19 protein-coding genes and 1 pseudogene are annotated in these 21974 nt (G+C 64.9%); 15 read left to right on the plus strand and 5 right to left on the minus strand.

What is annotated here, in order from left to right:
• Positions 1 to 269: 269 nt before the first annotated feature.
• From AB3X89_RS13890 to AB3X89_RS13910, 5 genes are all read left to right on the plus strand, one after another.
• On the plus strand, positions 270 to 3827 hold the full coding sequence (locus tag AB3X89_RS13890; protein WP_368583790.1) for a response regulator: 3558 nt from the start codon (positions 270 to 272) through the stop codon (positions 3825 to 3827).
• A 34-nt stretch (positions 3828 to 3861) separates the two neighbouring features.
• Positions 3862 to 4707 carry a protein-glutamate O-methyltransferase CheR gene (locus AB3X89_RS13895; protein WP_368583791.1) on the plus strand — a complete coding sequence of 282 codons (846 nt, stop codon included), beginning with the start codon at positions 3862 to 3864 and terminating at the stop codon, positions 4705 to 4707.
• 37 nt (positions 4708 to 4744) lie between these two features.
• Positions 4745 to 5362, plus strand: a complete 618-nt coding sequence (locus tag AB3X89_RS13900; protein WP_368583792.1) for a chemotaxis protein CheB — start codon at positions 4745 to 4747, stop codon at positions 5360 to 5362.
• 9 nt (positions 5363 to 5371) lie between these two features.
• Positions 5372 to 6499 (plus strand): response regulator, encoded by a 1128-nt coding sequence (locus AB3X89_RS13905; protein WP_368583793.1) that lies wholly within the window; start codon positions 5372 to 5374, stop codon positions 6497 to 6499.
• Positions 6500 to 6602: 103 nt separating this feature from the next.
• Positions 6603 to 7427 carry a helix-turn-helix transcriptional regulator gene (locus AB3X89_RS13910; RefSeq protein ID WP_368583794.1) on the plus strand — a complete coding sequence of 275 codons (825 nt, stop codon included), beginning with the start codon at positions 6603 to 6605 and terminating at the stop codon, positions 7425 to 7427.
• A 24-nt stretch (positions 7428 to 7451) separates the two neighbouring features.
• Here AB3X89_RS13910 and AB3X89_RS13915 read toward each other — a convergent pair whose 3' ends face one another.
• Positions 7452 to 8393, minus strand: a complete 942-nt coding sequence (locus tag AB3X89_RS13915; protein ID WP_368583795.1) for a LysR family transcriptional regulator — start codon at positions 8391 to 8393, stop codon at positions 7452 to 7454.
• Positions 8394 to 8585: 192 nt separating this feature from the next.
• Here AB3X89_RS13915 and AB3X89_RS13920 point away from each other — a divergent pair, with 192 nt between their 5' ends.
• From AB3X89_RS13920 to AB3X89_RS13940, 5 genes are all read left to right on the plus strand, one after another.
• The gene (locus AB3X89_RS13920; protein ID WP_368583796.1) at positions 8586 to 9785 is read left to right on the plus strand and encodes an aromatic amino acid transaminase; all 1200 of its coding nucleotides are present in this window, start codon (positions 8586 to 8588) and stop codon (positions 9783 to 9785) included.
• Between the two features lie 96 nt (positions 9786 to 9881).
• Positions 9882 to 10676: a class II aldolase/adducin family protein gene (locus AB3X89_RS13925; RefSeq protein ID WP_368583797.1), complete on the plus strand. Its 795-nt coding sequence runs from the start codon at positions 9882 to 9884 to the stop codon at positions 10674 to 10676.
• A 71-nt stretch (positions 10677 to 10747) separates the two neighbouring features.
• Positions 10748 to 11731 carry a 2-dehydropantoate 2-reductase gene (locus AB3X89_RS13930; protein WP_368583798.1) on the plus strand — a complete coding sequence of 328 codons (984 nt, stop codon included), beginning with the start codon at positions 10748 to 10750 and terminating at the stop codon, positions 11729 to 11731.
• Between the two features lie 200 nt (positions 11732 to 11931).
• A complete protein-coding gene (locus AB3X89_RS13935; RefSeq protein ID WP_368583799.1) occupies positions 11932 to 12213 on the plus strand; it encodes a hypothetical protein in 282 nt (93 codons plus the stop codon).
• Positions 12195 to 12494 carry a hypothetical protein gene (locus tag AB3X89_RS13940; RefSeq protein WP_368583800.1) on the plus strand — a complete coding sequence of 100 codons (300 nt, stop codon included), beginning with the start codon at positions 12195 to 12197 and terminating at the stop codon, positions 12492 to 12494. The genes AB3X89_RS13935 and AB3X89_RS13940 overlap by 19 nt, the downstream gene beginning before the upstream one ends.
• Before the next feature lie 44 nt (positions 12495 to 12538).
• Here the strand turns inward: AB3X89_RS13940 and AB3X89_RS13945 are convergent, their stop codons facing one another.
• From AB3X89_RS13945 to AB3X89_RS13955, 3 genes are all read right to left on the minus strand, one after another.
• Entirely contained in the window at positions 12539 to 12724 is a 186-nt protein-coding gene (locus tag AB3X89_RS13945) for a hypothetical protein (protein WP_368583801.1), read from the minus strand.
• Positions 12725 to 12745: 21 nt separating this feature from the next.
• Positions 12746 to 14482, minus strand: a complete 1737-nt coding sequence (locus AB3X89_RS13950) for an FAD-dependent oxidoreductase (protein WP_368583802.1) — start codon at positions 14480 to 14482, stop codon at positions 12746 to 12748.
• A 125-nt stretch (positions 14483 to 14607) separates the two neighbouring features.
• Positions 14608 to 16134 carry a PLP-dependent aminotransferase family protein gene (locus tag AB3X89_RS13955; RefSeq protein ID WP_368583803.1) on the minus strand — a complete coding sequence of 509 codons (1527 nt, stop codon included), beginning with the start codon at positions 16132 to 16134 and terminating at the stop codon, positions 14608 to 14610.
• Between the two features lie 190 nt (positions 16135 to 16324).
• Here AB3X89_RS13955 and AB3X89_RS13960 point away from each other — a divergent pair, with 190 nt between their 5' ends.
• Both AB3X89_RS13960 and AB3X89_RS13965 read left to right on the plus strand, forming a co-directional pair.
• Complete coding sequence (locus AB3X89_RS13960) at positions 16325 to 17077, plus strand: SDR family oxidoreductase (RefSeq protein ID WP_368583804.1); 753 nt, start codon at positions 16325 to 16327, stop codon at positions 17075 to 17077.
• Between the two features lie 21 nt (positions 17078 to 17098).
• Positions 17099 to 17456 (plus strand): annotated as a pseudogene (locus AB3X89_RS13965) (SDR family NAD(P)-dependent oxidoreductase); the annotation flags it as partial.
• A gap of 85 nt (positions 17457 to 17541) precedes the next feature.
• Here AB3X89_RS13965 and AB3X89_RS13970 read toward each other — a convergent pair.
• Positions 17542 to 18183 (minus strand): GntR family transcriptional regulator, encoded by a 642-nt coding sequence (locus tag AB3X89_RS13970; protein ID WP_368583819.1) that lies wholly within the window; start codon positions 18181 to 18183, stop codon positions 17542 to 17544.
• Positions 18184 to 18473: 290 nt separating this feature from the next.
• On the opposite strand from AB3X89_RS13970, the gene AB3X89_RS13975 reads away from it, so the two are divergent.
• The 3 genes from AB3X89_RS13975 to hydA are packed head-to-tail and all read left to right on the plus strand — an operon-like array spanning position 18474 to position 21967.
• On the plus strand, positions 18474 to 19769 hold the full coding sequence (locus tag AB3X89_RS13975; RefSeq protein ID WP_368583805.1) for an MFS transporter: 1296 nt from the start codon (positions 18474 to 18476) through the stop codon (positions 19767 to 19769).
• Between the two features lie 43 nt (positions 19770 to 19812).
• On the plus strand, positions 19813 to 20541 hold the full coding sequence (locus tag AB3X89_RS13980) for an aspartate/glutamate racemase family protein (protein ID WP_368583806.1): 729 nt from the start codon (positions 19813 to 19815) through the stop codon (positions 20539 to 20541).
• 10 nt (positions 20542 to 20551) lie between these two features.
• The gene (gene hydA / locus AB3X89_RS13985) at positions 20552 to 21967 is read left to right on the plus strand and encodes a dihydropyrimidinase (RefSeq protein WP_368583807.1); all 1416 of its coding nucleotides are present in this window, start codon (positions 20552 to 20554) and stop codon (positions 21965 to 21967) included.
• The last annotated feature ends 7 nt before the right edge of the window (positions 21968 to 21974 follow it).

Consider the following 21974-nt stretch of genomic DNA (forward strand, 5'->3'; position numbering starts at 1 on the left):
GCCGCAATGCGGCGTGTCGATGACGTGCGTTCGATGCAGGAACCTGACCGGTGCGAGCCGGCCAGGTTTCTTTTTGCATTGCGCGCCGCACGCGACCGATCGCGCGAGCGAACCGCGTCCTGCCAGCAAGGCTCGACCTGCCGCCTTCCGATACAGGATGAGTGTCGTCCTTGTATGATGACGGCGGTCGTTTCGCGGTACTCACCACCGTGCACAGACCCGCAAAATATTCCGCATCGACCCGATTCGCCATGCCACCTACAGAAAAAATGACCGCATCGCAGGCCGTCGATCAACTCCGTTTCCGCCGCATCCTTCGCCGCAATATCGCGCTGCCTTTGGGCGTCGGCCTCGTCACGATGGCGCTGTTCGTCGGCCTGATCGTTTATCTCGTGTCGACGATGAGTTGGGCCGAGCACTCCGAGCGCGTGATCGGCGACGCCAACGAAATGCTGCGACTCGCGGTCGATCGCGAATCGTCGATGCGCGGCTTTCTGATCACCGGTGACGAGAGCTTCCTCACGCCGTATGAAAACGGCGGCCCGAAATTCAAGGCGCAGCTCGAAAGCTTGCAAAAGCAGCTCGCCGACAACCCGCTGCAGATCGCGCGGCTCAAGCAGATCGAGGCGTTGCAGCAGCGTTGGACGCGCTTCGCCGAAGAGACCATCGACGCGCGCCGCCGCAACCTGGACTATGAGAGCGCGATCGCAGCGGGGCGCGGCAAGCTCGAATTCGACGAAATACGCCGCGAATTCGGCGATTTTCTCGATGTCGAATTGCGCCTGCGCCAGCAGCGCGCCGAAGCGACGCGCAATGTGACGGGGACGCTGGTCGGCCTGTTCCTGCTGTTCAGCCTCGTCGTCAGCGGCCTGCTCGCATGGCGGGGGCGTCGTGAACTGCTGGACCTGTCGGAGACCTACGACAACGTGCTGCGTCAGCAGGCCGAGCAGACCACGCTGCTCGAGCAGCAGGTCTGGTTGCGCTCGGGCCAGCGCCTGCTCGCGGACAAGGTGGTCGGTCAGACCAGCGCGCCGCTCGTTGGCCGCGCAATGCTCGAGTTTCTCGCCCAATATCTCGATGCGGTCGTCGCCGCGCTCTACGTGCGCGACCGGCAAAGCGGCACGCTGCGCCGCATCGCCGCGTATGGATACAGCCGCGACAGCGAACAGACCGCCGCACCGAGTTTCGAGGAAGGCGAAACGCTGGTCGGCCAGGCCGCGCGCTCGCATCGCACACTGGTTTTGCGCGACGTGCCCGCCGATTATGTGCGGGTCATGTCGGCGACGGGCAGCGGCGCGCCGCGCAATCTGCTGATCCTGCCGATCGACAACGACGGCCAGGTCAACGGCGTCATCGAAATGGGCTTCCTGCGCGAAGTGAGGCCGCGCGACGAAGAGTTCATGGAACTGATCCGCCACAGCATGGGCGATTTTCTCGAAGCGGCGCTGTATCGCGAGCGCCTGCAGGATGCGCTCGCCGAGACGCAGCAGCTGAACGAGGAGTTGCAGGTCCAGCAGGAGGAGTTGCGGGTCTCCAACGAAGGTCTCGAGGAACGCGGCCGCGCGCTGATGGACTCGCAACGGCGCCTCGAAGCGCAGCAGTCCGAACTCGAACAGACCAACGTGCAACTCGAGGAATACGCGCAGCGGCTGGAGCGCCAGAAATCGGATCTGCTGCGCGCGCAGAACGATCTGGCGGCCAACGCGGAGCGCCTCGAACAGTCGAGCCGCTACAAGTCCGAATTCCTCGCGAATATGTCGCACGAATTGCGCACGCCGCTGAACAGCTCGCTGATTCTCGCGAAGCTGCTGCAGCAAAATCGCAGCGGCAATCTGACCGACGAGCAGGTGCGCTACGCGGAGACGATCCACGCGTCGAACAGCGATCTGCTCGTGCTGATCAACGATATTCTCGACCTGTCGAAGGTCGAGGCGGGGCAGCTGACGGTCGAACCCGAAACGGTGTCGATCGACGCGACGCTGCAATCGCTCGACGAAATGTTCCGGCCGATCGCGGCGACCAAGCACTTGCGGGTCGCCTTCGACAAATTGCCGGGTACGCCGGATACGTTCGTCACCGACGGTCAGCGGCTCACGCAGATTCTGCGCAACCTGCTGTCGAACGCGGTGAAGTTCACCGAGCGCGGCGAGGTCACGCTCGAGGTCGCCAAGGTCGAGGACAACGTGCTGCGCTTCGACGTGCGCGATTCGGGCATCGGCATTCCGGCCGACAAGCTCGACATGATCTTCGAGGCATTCCAGCAGGCCGATGGTTCGACGAGCCGTCAATACGGCGGCAGCGGCCTCGGGCTGTCGATTTCGCGTGAATTCTCGCGGCTGCTGGGCGGGCGCATCACGGTCGCGAGCGAAGTGGGCAAGGGCAGCGTGTTTTCGCTGTGGCTGCCGCTCGATGCGCGCGAGGCCGCGGGCAGCGCGATCAACGCCGGCACGGGCATTGGCGCGCAGGCGACGGCGGAAGCGCCGTTGCTGCACACGCCGCTCGACGCCGCGCCCGCCGCGGTGATCTCGCCGGCGAATGGCCTGGCAAACCGGGCGTCGCCGATCGCGTTGCGCGACGCGTTGCTGCCCGGCGCGGCCGAGCCCGCCGCCGCCGCGCCGATCGCGGACGATCGCGACAACCGCACGCGCGCCGGCCGTCTGATCGTCGCGGTCGAAGACGATCCGCCGTTCGCGGCGATTTTGCGCGATCTCGTGCACGAACTCGACTTCGACTTCGTGCACGCGAGCGACGCCGCCAGCGGTCTCGCGCTGGTGCGCGACATGCGGCCGGCGGCGGTGCTGCTCGACGTGGGTCTGCCGGACCGCTCGGGCCTCACGGTGCTCGAATGGCTGAAAAACGATCCGCTGACGCGCCACATTCCGATTCATATCGTGTCGGCTACCGATCACGCCGATAAGGCTCTGCACCTCGGCGCGATCGGCTACACGCTGAAGCCGACCGCGCGCTCGACGATGGAGGCCGCGATCCGCCGCCTCGAAGCGCGGCTGCAACAGCGCCTGAAGCGCGTGCTGGTGATCGAGGACGACGCGCCGATGCGCGAAAGCATCCGCGCGCTGCTGCAAAGCGAGAACACCGAGATCGTCGCGGTCGCGACACTCGCCGAGGCGTTCGAGCAATTGGGGGCGCTGGCGTTCGACTGCGTCGTCACCGATCTCGCGCTGCCCGACGGCACCGGCTACGATCTGCTCGAACGCCTCGCCGCCAACACCGCACACGCATCGCTGCCGGTGATCGTCTACACCGGCCGCATGCTGTCCGACGAAGAGGAACACCGGCTGCGCCGCTATTCGAAGTCGATCATCATTAAAGGCGCGAAATCGCCGGAGCGTCTGCTCGACGAAGTCACGCTGTTCCTGCACAGCGTCGAGTCGTCGCTCGCGCCGGAGCAGCAGCGTATGCTGCGCACCGTGCGGCAACGTGACAATGCGTTCGAGGGCCGCACGATCCTGCTCGCCGAAGACGACGTGCGCAACATCTTTGCGCTGTCGCACGTGCTCGAACCGCTCGGCGCGAAGCTGCTGATCGCGCGCAATGGCCGCGAGGCGCTCGACGAACTGGAGAACGGACCGGAAGTGCATCTGGTGCTGATGGACGTCATGATGCCCGAGATGGACGGCCTGACCGCGATGGGCGAGATTCGCCGCAATCCGCGCTTCGCGCATCTGCCGATCATCGCGCTGACCGCCAAGGCGATGGCGAACGATCGCACGCGCTGCCTCGAAGCCGGCGCCGACGACTACGTGTCGAAACCGATCGACGTCGACAAGCTCGTCGCGCTATGCCGCGTGTGGCTGCGGCAGCGCTGAGCGCGCGAGCGCAAGCACGCAAACGAGAAACGCGATGAAACCGTCCGCATCTGACGCACCGCAGCGTCTCAGCGATTTCGACATCGAGCTGAAGCTGCTGCTCGAGGCGATCTATCTGAAGTATCAGCACGACTTTCGCCACTACGCGATGTCGTCGCTGCGCCGCCGCCTCGCGCAGGCGCTCGATGAATTCAACGTGGAGACGCTGTCGCAGTTGCAGGACCGCATCATGCGCGACGGCAACGAGTTTTCGCGGCTGTTCCGGTACCTGACCGTGCAGGTCAGCGACATGTTTCGCGATCCGTCGTATTTCCTCGCGCTGCGCCAACATGTGCTGCCGCGTCTGCGCACCTATCCGTCGGTCAAGGTGTGGGTCGCGGGATGCAGCACCGGCGAGGAGCTGTGGTCGCTGAAGATCCTGTTCGACGAGGAGGGCCTCACCGAGCGCACGCTGTTCTATGCGACCGACATCAACCCCGACGCGCTCGCGCGCGCGGAGGCGGGCATCTATGCGCTCGAACGCATCCAGGGCTTCACGCAGAACTATCTGGCGGCGGGCGGCACGCGTTCGCTGTCGGACTACTATCATGCAGCGTATGGCGGCGCGCGCTTTGCCGGCTCGCTGAAAGAGCGGGTGGTGTTCGCCGATCACAGCCTGTCCACCGACGAAGTGTTCCTCGAAGCGCATCTGGTGTCGTGCCGCAACGTGCTGATCTATTTTGATCGCGGCCTGCAGGATCGCGCGTTGGGGCTGTTCGAGAACGCGCTGGTGCGGCGCGGTTTTCTCGGCCTGGGCAGCAAGGAAAGCCTGCGGTTTTCGCGTCACTATCCGGCGTTCGACGAGTTCCGCGCGGCCGAGCGCATTTATCAGAAGCGTTAGCGAGGTCGCGATGCCATCTTCGAACGTCGAACCTGCCATGACTCATACCGCCGATGCCGGCGGCGCCGCGCGCGCGCGCGAGCCGCGCGGTTACGAGCTGGTCGTGATCGGCGGGTCGGCGGGCGGCATCGAGGTGCTCAACGTGCTGCTCGCCGCGTTGCCCGCGCGCTTCGCGGCGGCCGTGATGGTCGTCATGCATCTGCCGCCCGATTCGCCGAGCTATCTGGTGCCGGCGCTCGCGCATCGCTGCGCGCTGCCGGTGCTCGAACCCGATGCCGGCGAGCTGATCCTGCCGGGCCGCGTGCACGTCGCGCCGCCCGGTTACCACATGCTCGTCGAAGTGGACCGCACGGTCGCGCTGTCGACCGATGCGGCGGTGCGCTTCTCGCGGCCGTCGATCGACGTGCTGTTCGAATCGGCCGCCGCGGTGTACGGCGAGCGGCTGCTCGCGATCCTGCTGTCCGGCGCCAACGACGACGGCGCGCTCGGCCTCGAACGCGTGCGCGCGCTCGACGGCACCGCATGGGTGCAGGACCCCGCCAGCGCCGGTGCGGCGGAAATGCCGCGCGCGGCGATCGCGCGTGGCGCCGCCGATGCGATTTTCAATCCCGAAACCCTGGCCAGGCGCCTTGCCGCGCTGCCGACTTCCCTTTGATCCGATGCCATGACGAACTCACCCGTGAACATCCTGATCGTCGACGACATCGCCCACAACATCACCGCGCTCGAAGCATTGCTCGCGCGGCCCGACGTCGCGGTGCTGGTCGCCGACTCCGGCACCGCCGCGCTCGATCTGCTGCTCAAGCACGAAGTCGCGCTGGCGATTCTCGACGTCAACATGCCCGGCATGAACGGCTTCGAGCTGGCCGCGCTGATGCGCGGCAGCCCGCGCACCTCGCACGTTCCGATCATCTTTCTGACCGCGACCGCGCAGGACGCGTCGCGCACGTTCCGCGGCTACGAGGCGGGCGCGGTCGACTTCCTGTACAAGCCGTTCGATCCGCGCATCCTGCAGTCGAAGGTCGACGTGTTCGTGCAGCTGGAGCAGCAGAAGCGCCAGCTCGCCGCGCAACTGGTGACGACGCGCCAGATGCTCGAAGCGAACGAAATGCTGATGGCGGTGCTCAGTCACGATCTGCGCACGCCGCTCGGCGCGGTGCTCGCGTCCGCGGAATACCTGATGCGCACGGCCGCCGACGAGCAGGCAGCGACCGTCGCCGCGCGCGTGAAGAACAGCTCGCTGCGCATGGCGCGGATGGTCGATCAGCTGCTGAACCTCGCGCGCCTGCAAGGGGGACGTCTGCCGTTGCAGCCGCGCTCGATCGAACTGGCGACGCTGTGCCGCGCGGTGATCGACGAATTCGCGTCGCAGGACAGCGGCAAGCAGATCGTGTTCACCTGCACCGGCAATACGGCCGGCGCGTGGGATACCGATCTCGTGTGGCAGGCGGTGTCGAATCTCGTCAGCAATGCGCTGCATCATGGCGCGCCGGAGGGGGATATCGGCGTCGAGGTCGATGGCGACGCCGAGGATTGCGTGCGGCTGAAGGTGTCCAATCGCGGCACGATTCCGGCCGAGGTGTTTCCGCATCTGTTCAAGGCGTTCGGGTCGAACGGCAACGGCGCGCGCTCGCGCGAAGGGCTCGGGCTCGGTCTGCATATCGTGCAGGAGATCGCGCGGATGCATGGCGGCGACGTCAGCGTCGTATCCAGCCACGAGGCCGGCACGACCTTTACGATCGAATTGCCGAGGGCGGTGGCGTTGCAGCGGGGGTCGTTTACCGGGCGATAAGGCGTCGCTGACGACTGGATCAAGCCGGCGGACCTGCGCCGCGCGCCGGCTGTGCTACGCTTGCCGCAACCCAATCCACGCAGCGCAAGCACCAATCCCCATCATGCGTTCCTGGCGCCTCGCATCACCGCAGCGCAGCGGTCAGATCAGCACCGCGCGCGCCACCGACCTCGTCATGGCGATCTCCCACCCGGATGCCGACGCGCTCGCCGCGAGCATTCTGCAGACGGTTGGGGAATCGTTGTCGCTGCCCGTCTCGCAGTGCACGATCTTCGCGTATGAGTTCGATGCGCGGCCGCGTACGGTGTCGGCGGCCGATCATCGCGGCGGGCATTTTCTGCGCGACGTCGCCGAACGCTACGCCGCGCATTTTTATGCGCTCGACGGCAATCGCGCGATCATCGGCCAGACCCATGACAGGCGGCGCAGTGCTTCACGGGATGGGCTGGTGCTGCATCAACAGCGCGGCGACGAAATCGAAAACGAAGCGTATCGGGCGGCCTGCTACGCGCAGCCGAACGTATCGGACCGGCTGTCGTTGTTGGTTCAGCCCGCGGATAGCGTATGGCTGTCGATCAACCTGTATCGCGACCGCGCGTACGGCGTGTTCACGCCGGGCGATCTGGAGCGGATCGAAAGCGTCGCGCCGCTGTTCGCGCATGCGGCGAAGGGCCATTACGCGCTGAACGGGCAGCATCAGCAGGGCACCGGCGCGGCGATGCTCGCGCGCGTGCGGCGCGCATGTCCGACGCTGACGCCGCGCGAGCTCGACGCGTTGCGTGGCACGCTCGAAGGCGCGAGCGCCGCCGAGATTGCCGGCAAGATGGGTGTGAAGCCGGCGAGCGTCGTCACGTATCAGAAGCGCGCGTATGCGCGGCTGGGGATTTCGAATCAGCGGCAACTGTTCGCGCTGTGTATGCAGCCCTAGATGCGCGACGCGTCGCATCGCGCATCAACTCCGCTTACCCCGCGCCTCGGCCTGCGTCTCCCGATCCCAGCGTTTCAACCACGGCATCACGAAATCCGCGAAACCATCGGCCGATGGCGACAGCGCCCGTTCGGTCGAGCGATACACGCACACCTCGCGAATCGTTTCCGGATCGACGATGCGCTTCATCACGAGCCCGAACGTGCGCGCGAGCGGCGCCACATAGGCCGGCGCGAGCGTGACCGCCAGCCCTTGCGCGGCGAGGCCGAACGCGGTAGTCACGTTATCGACGACATCGACCGGAATGATGCGCGCCTCGACCGGCAGATTGGCGCGCATCTGATCGACCGCGCGCTCATGGTCGCGGCCGGTCGCGACGATCGGCACGTCGCGCAGATGCTGCCACTGCACGCGGCGGCGAGCGGCGAGCGGATGCGCGGCCGCGCACCACATGACCCACGGACTCGCGAACGCGGCCTCGGCGCGCACGCGCGGCCCGCTTTGCCGGTCGGGGCCGATCGCGAGATCGATATCGCCGCTCTCCACCCGCTCCACCAGTTGCTCAACCACGGTATCGCAGACCCGCACGACCACCTTCGGCTTGTCGCGCGCGTACTCGGCGATCGCCGCGGGCAGCGCCGTCGATGCGATCACGAGCGGCGCGCCGACCCGCACGATGCCGGCCGCGCGATTGCGGATGTCGTCGGCGGACTGGGCGGCCGCGCGCACGTGGCGCAGCACCGATTCGGCCGACGCCAGAAAGTCCTGCCCCGCGCTGGACAGCGTGACACGCCGCGTGGTGCGATCGAACAGCCGGAAGCCGAGCTCCGTTTCGAGCTCGGCAAGCAATTGGCTGACCGCCGACGAAGTCAGCCCGAGCCGCTCTGCCGCCGCGCCGATGCTGTGCAGATCGACGATGGCGAGGAACGCTTCGAATTGGCGGATCGTGACGCGGGTAAGAGGCATACGATCGATTCTAAAGAAAAACTTACGAATCGTGAAAAAACGATTGATTGTGCGCGGCGCGCCGGCGACCGACACTCGTGCGGGTCGACTTAGCCCGGCAAACCCGCTTAGACTTAAGGTTTGCCCTGTCATCGCGCGGCGCGCGGACGACCGCTACAACAGGCCTGCACAGGCCGCCTTCAAGGACCCGTCATGTTCGACCATATTCCCGCCTATCCGGGCGACCCGATTCTGAGCCTGAACGAAGACTTTCAGCTGGACCCCCGGCCGAACAAGGTCAACCTCAGCATCGGCATCTACTTCGACGACGCCGGCAAGCTGCCGGTGATCGACGCGGTGCGCCGCGCCGAAACCGCGCTGCTCGACGCGATCGGCCCGCGCTCGTATCTGCCGATGGCGGGTCTGCCGCTCTATCGCGACACCGCGCAGGCGCTGGTGTTCGGCACCGACAGCGCGGCGCGCGCCGAAGGCCGGATCGCGACGCTGCAAACGCTCGGTGGCTCGGGCGCGCTGAAGGTAGGCGCCGATTTCCTGAAGCGCTATTTCGCCGGCTCGCAGGTGTGGATCAGCGACCCGAGCTGGGAAAACCATCGCGTGATATTCGAAGGCGCGGGCCTGACGGTCAACACCTACCCGTACTACGACCCGCAAACGGGTGGCCTGCGTTTCGCCGAGATGCTCGCCGCGATCGACGCATTGCCGGAAAAGAGCGTCGTGCTGCTGCACGCGTGCTGCCATAACCCGACCGGCGTGGATCTGAGCCCGGCGCAATGGGCGGAACTGGCGCCGGTTTTGCAGCGCCGCAAGCTGATCGCGTTCGTCGACATGGCCTACCAGGGTTTCGGCGCCGGCCTCGAAGAAGACGCCGCACCGGTGCGCCTGCTAGCCGACGCGAACGTGCCGCTGATCGTCGCGAACTCGTTCTCGAAGAATTTCTCGCTGTACGGCGAGCGTGTCGGCGCGTTGAGCGTGGTCTGCAAGAGCGCCGACGAAGCGGCGCGCGTGGCGGGCCAGCTGATGTCGGCGGTGCGGGCGAACTACAGCAATCCGCCGACGCACGGCGCGCGCCTCGTCGCCAACGTGCTCGCCGATGCGACGCTGCGCGCGTCGTGGGAAGCCGAGCTCGGCACGATGCGCGAGCGCATTCTGGCGATGCGCAACGTGATCCACGCGGGGCTCGACGGACGCGTCGACGAAGTGATGCGCGCGCGCTATGTCGCGCAGCGCGGCATGTTCACGTACACGGGCCTGTCCGAAAGCCAGGTCGAGCGTCTGCGCAACGAATACGCGGTGTACGTGCTGCGCTCGGGCCGCATGTGCGTCGCCGGGCTGAACGCGCGTAACGCGGACTATGTCGCGTCGTCGATCGCGGCGGTGGTGTCGGGCGCCTGAAGCCGTCCGGCGGTTCAGCCGCCGTTGCAGCACGCGTGAACAGGTGGCGGCGCGCATGGCCGCGCCGTCACAACCACAATCATGGAGACACTGACGATGGCCACGACCCTCGAAGCGCAACCGGCGAGCTCGTCCAGACCGGCCGCGATGCATCCGGACGAATGGCAGGCGCGCGTGCAGCTCGCCGCGTGCTACCGGATCTTCGATCTGCTCGGCTGGACCGAGATGATCTACAACCACATCACGCTGCGCGTGCCCGAAACCGTCAGCGGCGCCGAGCGCCACTTCCTGATCAACCCGTTTGGGCTGCACTACAGCGAAGTCACCGCGAGCAATCTGGTGAAGATCGATGCGCAGGGGCGGGTGCTCGACGGCTCGCCGTATCCGGTGAATCCGGCCGGCTTCGTCGTGCATGCGGCGATTCACGAGGGCTTGCCCGACGCGCACTGCGTGATGCATACGCATACGACAGCGGGCGTCGCGGTGGCCTGTCTCGAAGAGGGCCTGCAGCAAACCAACTTCTATAGCGCGCAGTTGCACGACCGGATCGCGTATCACGACTTCGAAGGCATCACGATTCACGCGGAAGAGGGCCCGCGGCTGCTCGCGCATATCGGCGACAAACAGGCAGTGATCCTGCGCAACCACGGTCTGCTATCGTGGGGCCGGACGTTGCCGCAGACCTTCGCGATTCTGTGGACGCTGAATCGCGCGTGCGAAATCCAGATGGCGACGTTTTCGATGGGCCGCGCGCGGCCGGTGCCGGAGGAGGTCGCGATGCGCTGCTCGCGCGACGCGCTGCAGTTCGACCCGCGCCACGGCGCCGGGCAGGACGTGTTCGATGCGCTGGTGCGGCGGGTCGACCGGATCGATGCGAGCTACCGGCAATGATTGAAGCCACCCGCAAAAGAGCGCGACAATCAACGCTGCGATAAACACAGCAACAGGCAAGGATTCAAGCGATGAAAGTAGCGATCTACGGCGCCGGCGCGATCGGCGGCTGGATGGGAGTGAAGCTCGCGCAGGCGGGGCATCAGGTCAGCGTGGTCGCGCGCGGCGCGACGCTCGACGCGGTGCGCCAGCACGGTCTGCGGCTGATCGAAGGCGGCGTGATCTACGCCGAGCAGGTGAAGGCGAGCGACAAGCCGGCCGACCTCGGCGTGCAGGAGCTCGTCGTGATCGCGGTCAAGGGCCCGGCGATGGCGGCGGTGGCCGCGCATATTAAACCGCTGCTCGGCCCCGAGACGATCGTGCTGACGGCGATGAACGGCGTGCCGTGGTGGTTCTGCGACGGCCTCGGCGGCGAGCTCGCCGGCCAGCGCCTGAAGACGATCGACCCCGACGGCGCGATCGCCGCCGCGATCCCGACCGCGCAGACGGTCGGCTGTGTCGTGCATGCCAGTTGCCTGATCGACGCACCCGGCGTGATCCGGCATCACCAGGGCAATGGGCTGATCGTCGGCGAGGCGTCGGGCAAGCCGAGCGAGCGTATCGAACTGCTCGCCGCGCTGTTGCAGGCGGCGGGCTTCCATGCCACGGCCTCCGCGCAGATCCAGCGCGACGTCTGGTTCAAGCTATGGGGCAACATGACGATGAACCCGGTCAGCGCGATCACCGGCGCAACGACCGACCGGATTCTCGGCGACGAACTCGTGCGCGGCTTCGTCACGCACATCATGCTGGAGGCGAAGGAAATCGGCGCGCGCTTCGGCATCCCGATCGACCAGGCGCCCGATGACCGTCACGCGGTCACGCTTAAGCTCGGCGCGATGAAGACGTCGATGCTGCAGGACGTGCAGGCCGGCAAGGCGGTCGAACTCGACGCGCTGGTCGGCGCGGTGCGCGAGCTTGGGCAGCTGACGCACGTGCCGACGCCTTATACGGATGCGTTGCTCGGGCTCGCGCGGCTGCATGCGAGTACGTTGGGCTTGTATCCGAAGCAGTGAGGTTGTCGTCGTAGCGCCTTCGGTTCTGGGAAGGAAGAAAAGCCGCGCGTCGATCGCGCGGTTTTTTTTGCATTCGCGGAATACCGGACTTCGTTCAAAACACATCCAACGTTGCCGTCCTCTAGTCAGCGGTGTAACGACCGCCACGGGCACACGGGCAATTACGCGTCGCTGTGGCCGTTTGCAACTGGGAGACAGCGATGGGTATCAATGTGAATGGCCAATTGGTCGGCAGCGGAGTCGATCTGAATGCGGGCGACTCCGCGTTCTGGTGGGTGGGTCCGATGAACTACGGCGAAATCCTGTGGGCGGCAGCCATCCCCCTGTCGGGACTGCCGTGGGACAAGAACATCGAAGTCCGCAACCTTTCCAACGATTGCGACGCCGAAGGCAATCGGGTCGTGCTGCTGGAGGTGCATAACACGAGCGCAACCGACTTTGCTTCCTACGGACTCTTCATTGCATGGACCGACGCAATTTGAACCTGGCCGCTGTGCATTCGCTCAATTCCATCGAACATGACGAGGAGTCCCCCATGAAGGTCCATATCGAATATGATCAGCAAGGCAATATCAAAGCGATCGCCGTGCTGGCCAGCGGCGGCCAAAAGCGTGGGATGCTCAAGGCGAGCGCTGGCCACAGCATCGCCGAAGTCGATTTTCCCGACGGCAAGCATCCCGGCGATCTCGATCATTTGAAGGAGATTCGCCAGCGCTATCGCATTGAGCCGCATGGCGGCAGTCATCGGCTCGCGGAAAAATAGTCGGCTCGCCACCGCCTCCGGGGAGGCGGTTTCTTTTTCCGACGCTAGGCCGCGGCGGCGGCCGGCAGTTTCGCCGCTTCGATCAACGACAACGCCCGCCGCGGGTCGTCGAGTTCGGTCAGACACAACAGCGCGAGGCGCGCCAGATACAGCGACGCCTGCGCTTCGCCTTCGTGCGTCAGCGTGTTGCACAGCGTCGTATAGACGAGGTCGAGATCGGAATCGGTCATGGTGTCGAGGGTCCTTGCGCGTTAGTTCTGCAGCGTCAGCGTGGCATCGAGCGCGTGCCGCACGGCGGCTGGGCTGCCGTTGCGCCAGCGCGCCAGCACGTGGCCGTCGGGGCGGATCAAATAGACAGTGCCGGGCTGTGCGCCGAGCATGTCGTGCAGGCGGCCGGTCGGGTCGATCGCTCGAGGACCGTTCGTCGATCGCGTTTCGGCGGTGACGATGTCGATCAGGTTGAACGGAATGCCATGGCTGGCGAGCGTGCTTTGCAGTTGCTGCCACGACTCAGCGTCGTTCGCGTGGTCTGCGTCGAAGCGCAGCGCGGTGAAGCACGGCCCGAGCAGGTCGGTTAGATGAATGCCGATCCGTGCGCCATCCTGCGATTGTTTGAGCAGCCTGCACTCGGGCAGCACGGTGCCGGGCGCGGGACCGCGATCGAATGCATCAGCCTTGTCGCCCACGAAGTTCAGCGGCGATTGCCGGTACGCGATCGCATGCGTCTGGCGCGGATTGATCAGCGGCCGCACCGCCGCATGATGCTCGGCGAGTCCGAGCACGGCCGTGCGCAGCAGATCGAACGCGAAGGTCGGCGGCGCCATGAATTCGGTGCTTTTCATGCCGTAGCTAAGATTCTCGCGCGCCGCGTACACACGTTCGTCGCTATAGCTATCGAGCAGCGCTGGCGAAGCGTTCCCATTGATCACGCAGCCGAGCTTCCAGCCGAGATTGTCGGCGTCGTCGATGCCGGAGTTCGCGCCGCGCACGCCGAAGATCGGCACCAGATGCGCGGCGTCGCCCGCGAACAGCACGCTGCCGTGCCGGTAGCGTTCGAGCGTTAGCGCATTGGCCTTGTAGATCGTGATCCAGATTGGCGACCACGCGCCGGTTTCGCCCATCGAGTCGAGCAGGTTTTGCACGCGCGGCATCACGTTCTCGGGCAGCACGGCGGCGTCGGGGTCTTCGTCGTCGCGCAACTGATAGTCGATGCGCCACACGTTGTCGGGCTGCTTGTGCACGAGCACCGTCGAGCCCGGATTCGACGGCGGATCGAAATAAGCGAGACGTTCGGTCGCGCGCGTGCTGTCGAGTTCGATATCGACGATCACGTAGCGGCCTTCGTAGGTCGTGCCGGTGAGCTTCAGCCCGAGCAGGTCGCGGATCGTGCTGCGTCCGCCGTCGCAGGCGACGACCCACGCGGCGTCCATCTGCCAGCTCGTGCCTTTCGAATCGGCAGATTCGGCGCTGCGCAGCGTCAACGTCGCGCCGCCTTGCGGCCGTTGCACGAGGCCCGTCACACGCGTTTGCCAACGCACGTCGATCAGATCGCCGTGCCGTTCGATCTCGTCGAGCAGCAGCTGTTCGATCTGATACTGCGCGATATTGATCATCGGCGGCAGCGACTGCTCGTCGTCCTGATGCATCGCGAAGCGGAACACCTCGGTGTCGCGATAGAAGCTGCGCCCGCCGGTCCACGCCAGCCCCTTTTGCAGAAACCCATCGACGACACCGAGCCGCTTGAAGATTTCGAGGCTGCGTCGCGAGATGCAGATCGCGCGGCTGCCGGTGCAGACGCTGTCGTCGGCCTCGATCAGCACCGAGCGCACGCCCTGGCGCGCGAGCGCAAGCGCGAGCGTCATGCCGACCGGGCCGCCACCGACGATCGCGACGGCGCGCGTTTGTGGATCGCGTCCGTCGACGAGCGGCGGCAGCGCGGCCGGATAACGGCGCGGCGCGAACGGATAGGGCTTGAACGGGCGGGTCATGCGTGTCTCCAGTTTGCTTGCGTTATCGGTGCAGTATGCGGCAGCGTGCGTGCGCGGCTGTCCTCATTTTGGGTACGACGGCGCGACGTGTGACGACTGGTAAAGACCCGAACCTTCGCCCGTCGTCAGCGGTCCAGACACGCGCGCAAGGTCCGCGCGAGGCGGCCCGCTTCGGCTGCATTGGCGATGTTTGCGAAGCCCATCACCAGGCCACGCGGCGTGCGAGCTGTGCGGCCATTCGCGTACCAGATCGAAAGCGGCAGTACGGCCAAGCCGGCTTCGCGGGCGCGCGCCGCAAACGCGACGTCGTCGACCGGGCCATCAGGGCCCTCGGCGAACTGTGCGGCGAACTGGATTCCCCCTGGCGGCAATTCGACGATCAGCCTTTCGCCGAACGCCTGCTCCAGCGCGCGCACGATCAGCACGCGCCGCTCCGCGTATAGCGCGCGCATGCGCTTCAGATGTCGCGCAAAATGCCCCCGTTCGAGAAAGTCGGCCAAAGCGGCCTGCAACAGGGTTGGCGATCCGGCGTTCATGCTGCGTGCCACCCGCCCGACACGCTCGACGGCCCGCTCCGGCACCACCGCATACGCGAGCCGCAGGCCGGGAAACATCACCTTGCTGAAGGTGCCGCAATAGATCACGTGATCGTGACGGTCGAGGCTCTTCAATGCCGGCAACGGCCGGCCCAGATAGCGGAACTCGCTGTCGTAGTCGTCTTCGACGATCCAGCTGGACGCTTGCTCTGCCCAGTCCAGCAACGCGATGCGCCGGGAGAGCGATAACGTGTGCCCGAGCGGGCTCTGATGCGACGGCGTGACGAGCGCGAAGCGCGCCTGCGCATCCAGCCGTGTGCCGTGTTCGACGTCGATGCCTTCATCGTCCACCGGCACTGCGATGAGCTGTACGCCGGTTTCGGCGAGAAAACCGCGCGCGAGCAGATAGCCCGGATCTTCGTACCACACGCTGTCGTTCGGGCGGGCGAGACTGCGCAATACGAGTTCGAGCGTCGCACGGTAGCCGCCCGTCACGAACACCTGGTCCGGCAGGCAGGTCACGCCGCGCGACAGCCCAAGATACGTGGCGATGTGCTCGCGCAGCGGCCGGTAGCCGGCAGGGTCCGGGTACGCGAGCATTGCGCGCTCGCCGCTGCGTGCGCGATGCGAAACGAGGCGATTCCAAACCTTGACCGGAAATGCGTCGAGCGCGGGCAGGCCGGGTTGCAACGGCCGGGGCTCGCCGCTCATGGCGGCCGCAATGGCAAGCTGGCGCGGCGCCGGTTGCGCGCCGTGGGATTCGCCCGGCGTCTGAGGCGCGGTAGCCGTTTTAGCGCTTGGCGTGCCGTTCGAATCTTTTGCGCTTTGCGTACGCGTGCGCGTCACGGTAGCTGGCAGAGAGGGCGACACGAACGTGCCAGCCGCACCGCGCATCTGCAGATAACCTTCGTCGACGAGGATCGTATAGGCCAGTTCAACCGTTCCGCGCGCCGTGTTCAGTTGCGTAGCGAGGCTGCGCAGCGCGGGCACACGATCGCCCGAACGCAGATGCCCTGTGGCGATCGCGGTTCTGAAGCGCGCGCAGATCTGCTGGTAGATCGGTAACTCGAGTTGCCGATCGATATCGACGGTGAATGCGGTAGGCGGCACGGTCATGACTGTCTGGCCAGCAAGTGGACCAGAATCAGGATGTCCTGGTCCATTCGACAATTCTTGGCACTATTCGATGGTTCATGATCTTCCCACAATAGCCTCACACGATGCGACGGCGGCGAGCGCTTTCCCTCGATGAAACAGCCGCCAGCCGTCTGCCCGTGCCAACTGACTCATATCTGGAGGATGTCCCATGAAAATCGTCGTAATCGGTGGTTCCGGGCTGATCGGCTCGCGCGTCGTCAAGCTGCTCGGCGAGGCGGGTCACGAGGCAATTGCTGCGTCGCCGCGTACCGGTGTGAACGCGGTAACGGGCGAAGGGCTGAGCAACGCGCTCGCGGGCGCGGACGTCGTAGTGGATGTGGCGAACGCGCCTTCCTGGGAGCCTCAGGCGGTGCTCGACTTTTTCCGCACCTCGACGCGCAACCTCGGCAAAGCCGAAGTGGCGGCAGGGGTACGCCATCACGTCGCGCTTTCGATCGTCGGCTGCGAGCGCACGCCGGAAAACGCGTATTTCGTTGCCAAGGTCGCGCAGGAAGAGGCAATTGAAGCAGCGGGTGTGCCCTACACGATCGTGCGCGCGACCCAGTTCATGGAATTCATCGGCGCGATTGCCGATGCCGGCACCGAAGGCGGGACGGTGCGCGTTGGGGACGGACTCTTCCAGCCGATAGCCGCGGATGACGTCGCAGCGATCCTCGCGCAGGTCGCTCTAGCCACGCCACTGAACGGCACCGTGGATGTCGCGGGCCCGGACCGTGAACCGTTTGCCGCGATCGTCAGCCGTTATTTGAAGTCTGTCGGCGACCCGCGCGCGGTTGTGGCGGATCAGGATGCACGCTACTTCGGCGGCCGCGTCGAGGAACAGTCGCTGGTTCCGCTCGGCGATGCGCGGATTGGCCGCGTGAGTCTGGACCAGTGGCTGGCGCAATCCAAAAAGGGGTGATGTCAGGTTTATGCGAAACCGCAACTCGCGATCGCCGAAATGGAAAGGTATTCGAGCGGCCACGTGGTGAGCGTCACGGCCAGCGCCGTCGACGCAGCGATCAGTGGCGTGCATTCGACACTCGCGGCCCTGACGAAGGGCGGTCTGAACGCTGTCACGAAGTCGCTGGCGATCGAGTACGCGAGCCAAGGGATTCGCGTGAATGCCGTCGCGCCGGGGATCATCAAGTCACCGATGCACGCGCCGGAAACCCATCAGCCCCGCTGGGACGCATGGGCGAGACGAGCGATATCGCCGACGCGATTCTCTTCCTTGATTCCGCACCGTTCATCACGGGAGAAATTTGCACGTCGACGGCGGTCAGAGCGCCGGTCGCTAGCCTTGCGCGGGCACCGTGAGGCGGTGCCCACGTCCAATGTCTGCACCCACGGCGTTCAAGCCAATGCGGGTTTCACAGACCTTCATTACTCGTTCCCTTTTGCGGTTTCGAGCACTTTCATCACTTCCGCGGCGGTGTGTTCCGAATGCTCGCGCAGTAAGCGGGCGAGGCATGCTCCATCGCGTCTGGATAGCGCGTCCAGTATTTCACTGTGTTCGCCGAGGGACTCGGCCCAACGCAGCACATCGGCATTAGCCGCACCTCTCGCGCGGTGAATCTTACTCATCAACGATGCGTACATGTCAGATAACACCGGATTGCCGGCGACGTCGACGATGTGCTGATGCACTTTCTGGTTCGCGCGGTAGTAGGCCGTACGCTTGCCTTCGCGGTGGTACGTCTCCATGGTGCGATGGCGCTCCATCAGCACCTTCATCTGCTTGTCGTCGATGCGCTGCGCAGCGAGCCGTCCGGCCGTTTCCTCCAGTCCATGCAGCACTTCGAAGATGGCGGCAATCTCGGCCTTGTTGATCGGTGCGACCTGAAAGCCCATGTGCTGCCGGTGGGTCACATACCCCTCGGTCACGAGCGTTTTGAGCGCCTCGCGGACCGGCGTTCTCGAGATGTCGAACCGCTCGCACAGCGCTTTCTCGTCGATATGCTCGCCCGGCGCCAATTCACCTTCGAGAATCATCTCGCGCAACCGCTCGGCGATTGCCGCGTACATACCCGTGCCGCGCAGGCTGACGCGCTTGCGTGTATCAGCCGGTAGTGAATTCATGTCCATGTCGCCTGTTTCCGTTTTTGCATCTTCGGTCTTCGCTTAATTGTCTTACAGCTTCGTCCGACTATCTACAGAAAATAAAAAAAGTATTGAAATCAAAGAAATGCATCGCTTGTAATCCATAATTAGGAATCATATACTGCGTTGGCGCATTCAGCGCACTGGTCCCGGAGCGATCCCGGACACAGACATGAGACCCCAAAGCCATGATCAGGCGAACGGAGGAGACACAGATGCAAACCGTAAATGCGGCCGTGCAGGTCGAGGTCAGGACCGGCGTACGCTGGAAAATCTTCCTGATCATGCTGATGCTGATTTCGATCAACTATGTGGACCGGGCCTCGCTGTCCGTCGCGATGCCCCTCATCGCCAAGGAGTTTCATATCGCCCCGGCAGTGCAGGGACTGATCCTCAGTTCGTTCTTCTGGACCTACGCGTTCATGCAGATTCCAGGGGGCATGCTGGCTGACCGTTTCAAACCGCGCATCGTGATCGCCTGTGCAACGTTGTTCTGGGGCTTCTTCCAGGGCATTGCCGCGGTCTGCACGTCGGCGACCGCGCTGATCTTCACGCGGCTGGGGCTGGGCGCTGCCGAAGCACCGATCTATCCGGCGGGCGGCAAGCTCAACGCAATGTGGATGACGCGGCACGAACGCGGCCGCGGGGCGACGCTGCTCGACGGCGGCGCGCCGCTGGGAGCGGCACTCGGCGCGGTGATCATCTCCGGGCTGATCAGCGAATTCGGATCGTGGCGCACTTCCTTCGTGGTGGCCGGTATCGGAACCATGCTCGCCGGCCTGTTTGCCTGGTACTACATCCGCAACAACCCGCGTGAGCATCCGGCCGTGAATCAGGCCGAAGCCGAGTATCTCGAAGCGGCGCTGCAGGAAGAGCACCTCAGCGAGCCGGTTCATGCCAGCGGCCGCAGCCTGGATTTTTTCCGGTATCGCTCGGTGTGGGGTATGTTCTTTGGCTGGATGTGCTTCAACTCGTTGTTTTACGGCCTGCTCACCTGGATGCCGAACTATCTGAACAAGGTTCACGGCTTCAACATCCAGCAGATGGGCGGAGCCAGTTTCGCGATCTTCTTCAGCGGCTTCGTCGGCGAACTGATCGGCGGCTGGATCGCCGACAAGTGGAAGGCGGCGGGCGGTTCGCCCAACCGCGTGATGCGCACGCTGTTCGGAATCGCCGCGGTGGCGGCAACCGTGTCGATCTTCTCGGTCGCCTATGTCGGGAATGCCGCGGCGGTGGTGGTATTGCTGGCCTCCACGTTGTTCTTCCTGCGCTGGTGCGGTCTTTACTGGTGCCTGCCGTCCATCCTCGGGACACGCGACAAGGTCGGCTTTCTCGGCGGTTTCATGAACCTGGGCGGCAATATCGGCGGCGTTCTGGTTCCGATCATCGTCGGCTTGATCGTGCAGGCCACCGGTTCGTATTTTCTGGCGCTGATGTTTTTCGCCGCCGCAGGCGGAGGGCTCCTCGTCTGTTCGACGCTGATCGACTACGAACGCAAATTGCCCGTCTAAGCCGGACTTTCTTCACCCTTAACACTTGATTGCTGACTTCATCATGAGCAAACGCGTCATGCTCGGCATGCTTACCCCGTCGTCCAACACCGCGCTCGAACCGATCACGAGCGCGATGGTGGCCCAGTTGCCCGGTGTCAGTGCCCATTTTTCCCGCTTCAAGGTCACCGAAATCTCGCTATCCGGGCAGGCGCTCGGACAGTTCGACACCACCAACATCATTCAGGCCGCGCGGCTGCTGGCCGACGCCAAGGTCGACGTGATCGGATGGAACGGCACCTCGTCCGGCTGGCTCGGTTTCGAGACCGACCGCCGCCTGTGCCGCGAAATCCAGGAAGCGACCGGCATTCCCGCAACCACGTCGGTACTGGCGCTGAACGAGATTCTGGACAAGACCGGCGTGAAGAAATTCGGCCTGGTCAGTCCGTATCTGAAGGATGTCCAGCAGAAGATCGTCGCCAATTACCGCGACAGCGGCATCGACTGCTCATCCGAAAACCACCTCGGCCTGAAGGTGAACTTCGAGTTCTCCGAGGTAAGCGAAGAGACGCTGCGTGCACAGATCCGCGATGTCGCCGAGCACCGGCCGGAAGCGATCGTCACTTTCTGCACCAACCTGCACGCTGCGCATCTGGCCTCGGAAGTGGAGCGGCACCACGGTGTCCCGCTCTACGACACGATCTCCACCGTGGTGTGGAAATCGTTGAAGCTCGCTGGCTACGATACGACCCGGCTTGCAAGCTGGGGCCGCCTGTTCTCCGAAGTCGTTTGAGAGGACCGTCATGACAACCATGTACGACCTGGTAATCCGCAACGCTGACGTGGTAACCGCGTCCGAGCGCTTCAATTGCGATATTGGCGTGAAGGACGGCATCGTCGTCGCGCTGGGCCGCGATCTCGATGCCGGCAGGCGCGAGATCGACGCCACCGGCCTGCTGGCGTTGCCCGGCGGCATCGACGCGCACTGCCATCTCGATCAACCCATGCCGGACGGGCTGAAGATGGCGGACGACTTCAACAGCGGCACCCGTGCTGCCGTGTGCGGCGGGACCACGACCGTGATCCCGTTCGCCGCGCAGGCAAAAGGGCAATCGCTGAAAGCCGCGGTGGCCGACTACCATCGCCGCGCCGAAGGCCGCGCGGTCACCGACTACGCGTTCCACCTGATCGTCTCCGATCCGACACCGGAGGTGCTGGAACGCGAACTCCCGGAATTGATCGCCGCCGGTTACACGTCGTTCAAGATCTATATGACCTACGACGATCTCAAGCTCAGCGACCGCGAGATCCTCGAGGTGATGGATGTGGCGCGCCGCAACCAGGCGCTGGTCATGGTGCATGCCGAGAATTCGGATTGCATCGCGTGGCTGACCGACCGTCTCACCGAAGCCGGCAAGCACGCGCCGAAGTATCACGCGCTGTCGCGCCCGGCGGTGGTCGAGCGGGAAGCGACGCATCGGGCGATCGCGTTCTCCGAACTGGTCGACGTGCCGATTCTGATCGTGCATGTGTCGGGACAGGACGCGATCGAGCAGATCGAATGGGCGCAGCAGCGCGGCCTGAACATCTATGCCGAGACCTGCCCGCAATACCTTTACCTGACGGCCGAAGATCTCGGCCACGAGGACGGCTATCACGGCGCCAGGTGCGTTTGCAGTCCGCCGCCACGCGACTCGTCCAGCCAGAAGGCCGTGTGGAGCGCATTAAAGCGCGGCGTATTCAGCGTCTTCTCATCCGACCACGCGCCGTTCTCATACGACGATCCGCAGGGCAAAAAGCCCGGTGGCGAGGAAGTGTCGTTCGAGCACATCCCGAACGGCATCCCCGGCATCGAAACCCGCCTGGCGCTACTGTTCGATGGCGTGAACCGCGGGAAGCTGTCGCTGCACAAGTTCGTCGAACTGACGTCGCTGAATCCCGCGAAGCTGTACGGCCTCTATCCGCGCAAGGGGACGATCGCCGTCGGCGCCGACGCCGACATCGTGCTTTGGGACCCGCTCAAGCAGATCACCATTGCGAACGACGCGCTGCATCACAACGTCGACTACACGCCGTACGAGGGACGCACCGTCCAGGGTTGGCCGAAGCACTGTCTGTCACGCGGCGAACTGCTGGTCGAGAGCGGGCGCTATCTCGAGCCGGAAGCGGGCCGGGGCCGCTTTCTGGCCGCTGGCAAGCCCCAGTACGTCGACCTCTGAAGTGGAG

This window comes from Paraburkholderia sp. BR14320, from assembly GCF_040948665.1.
In the GTDB taxonomy this organism is placed as follows: Bacteria; Pseudomonadota; Gammaproteobacteria; order Burkholderiales; family Burkholderiaceae; genus Paraburkholderia; species Paraburkholderia youngii.

What these genes read in the sequence shown, in the direction of transcription:
- AB3X89_RS13890 (WP_368583790.1), top strand. Translation starts at nt 270, where the DNA reads ATGACCGCATCGCAGGCCGTCGATCAACTCCGTTTCCGCCGCATCCTT.
- AB3X89_RS13895 (WP_368583791.1), top strand. Translation starts at nt 3,862, where the DNA reads ATGAAACCGTCCGCATCTGACGCACCGCAGCGTCTCAGCGATTTCGAC.
- AB3X89_RS13900 (WP_368583792.1), top strand. Translation starts at nt 4,745, where the DNA reads ATGACTCATACCGCCGATGCCGGCGGCGCCGCGCGCGCGCGCGAGCCG.
- AB3X89_RS13905 (WP_368583793.1), top strand. Translation starts at nt 5,372, where the DNA reads ATGACGAACTCACCCGTGAACATCCTGATCGTCGACGACATCGCCCAC.
- AB3X89_RS13910 (WP_368583794.1), top strand. Translation starts at nt 6,603, where the DNA reads ATGCGTTCCTGGCGCCTCGCATCACCGCAGCGCAGCGGTCAGATCAGC.
- AB3X89_RS13915 (WP_368583795.1), bottom strand. Translation starts at nt 8,393, where the DNA reads ATGCCTCTTACCCGCGTCACGATCCGCCAATTCGAAGCGTTCCTCGCC.
- AB3X89_RS13920 (WP_368583796.1), top strand. Translation starts at nt 8,586, where the DNA reads ATGTTCGACCATATTCCCGCCTATCCGGGCGACCCGATTCTGAGCCTG.
- AB3X89_RS13925 (WP_368583797.1), top strand. Translation starts at nt 9,882, where the DNA reads ATGGCCACGACCCTCGAAGCGCAACCGGCGAGCTCGTCCAGACCGGCC.
- AB3X89_RS13930 (WP_368583798.1), top strand. Translation starts at nt 10,748, where the DNA reads ATGAAAGTAGCGATCTACGGCGCCGGCGCGATCGGCGGCTGGATGGGA.
- AB3X89_RS13935 (WP_368583799.1), top strand. Translation starts at nt 11,932, where the DNA reads ATGGGTATCAATGTGAATGGCCAATTGGTCGGCAGCGGAGTCGATCTG.
- AB3X89_RS13940 (WP_368583800.1), top strand. Translation starts at nt 12,195, where the DNA reads ATGGACCGACGCAATTTGAACCTGGCCGCTGTGCATTCGCTCAATTCC.
- AB3X89_RS13945 (WP_368583801.1), bottom strand. Translation starts at nt 12,724, where the DNA reads ATGACCGATTCCGATCTCGACCTCGTCTATACGACGCTGTGCAACACG.
- AB3X89_RS13950 (WP_368583802.1), bottom strand. Translation starts at nt 14,482, where the DNA reads ATGACCCGCCCGTTCAAGCCCTATCCGTTCGCGCCGCGCCGTTATCCG.
- AB3X89_RS13955 (WP_368583803.1), bottom strand. Translation starts at nt 16,134, where the DNA reads ATGACCGTGCCGCCTACCGCATTCACCGTCGATATCGATCGGCAACTC.
- AB3X89_RS13960 (WP_368583804.1), top strand. Translation starts at nt 16,325, where the DNA reads ATGAAAATCGTCGTAATCGGTGGTTCCGGGCTGATCGGCTCGCGCGTC.
- AB3X89_RS13970 (WP_368583819.1), bottom strand. Translation starts at nt 18,183, where the DNA reads ATGTACGCGGCAATCGCCGAGCGGTTGCGCGAGATGATTCTCGAAGGT.
- AB3X89_RS13975 (WP_368583805.1), top strand. Translation starts at nt 18,474, where the DNA reads ATGCAAACCGTAAATGCGGCCGTGCAGGTCGAGGTCAGGACCGGCGTA.
- AB3X89_RS13980 (WP_368583806.1), top strand. Translation starts at nt 19,813, where the DNA reads ATGAGCAAACGCGTCATGCTCGGCATGCTTACCCCGTCGTCCAACACC.
- hydA (WP_368583807.1), top strand. Translation starts at nt 20,552, where the DNA reads ATGACAACCATGTACGACCTGGTAATCCGCAACGCTGACGTGGTAACC.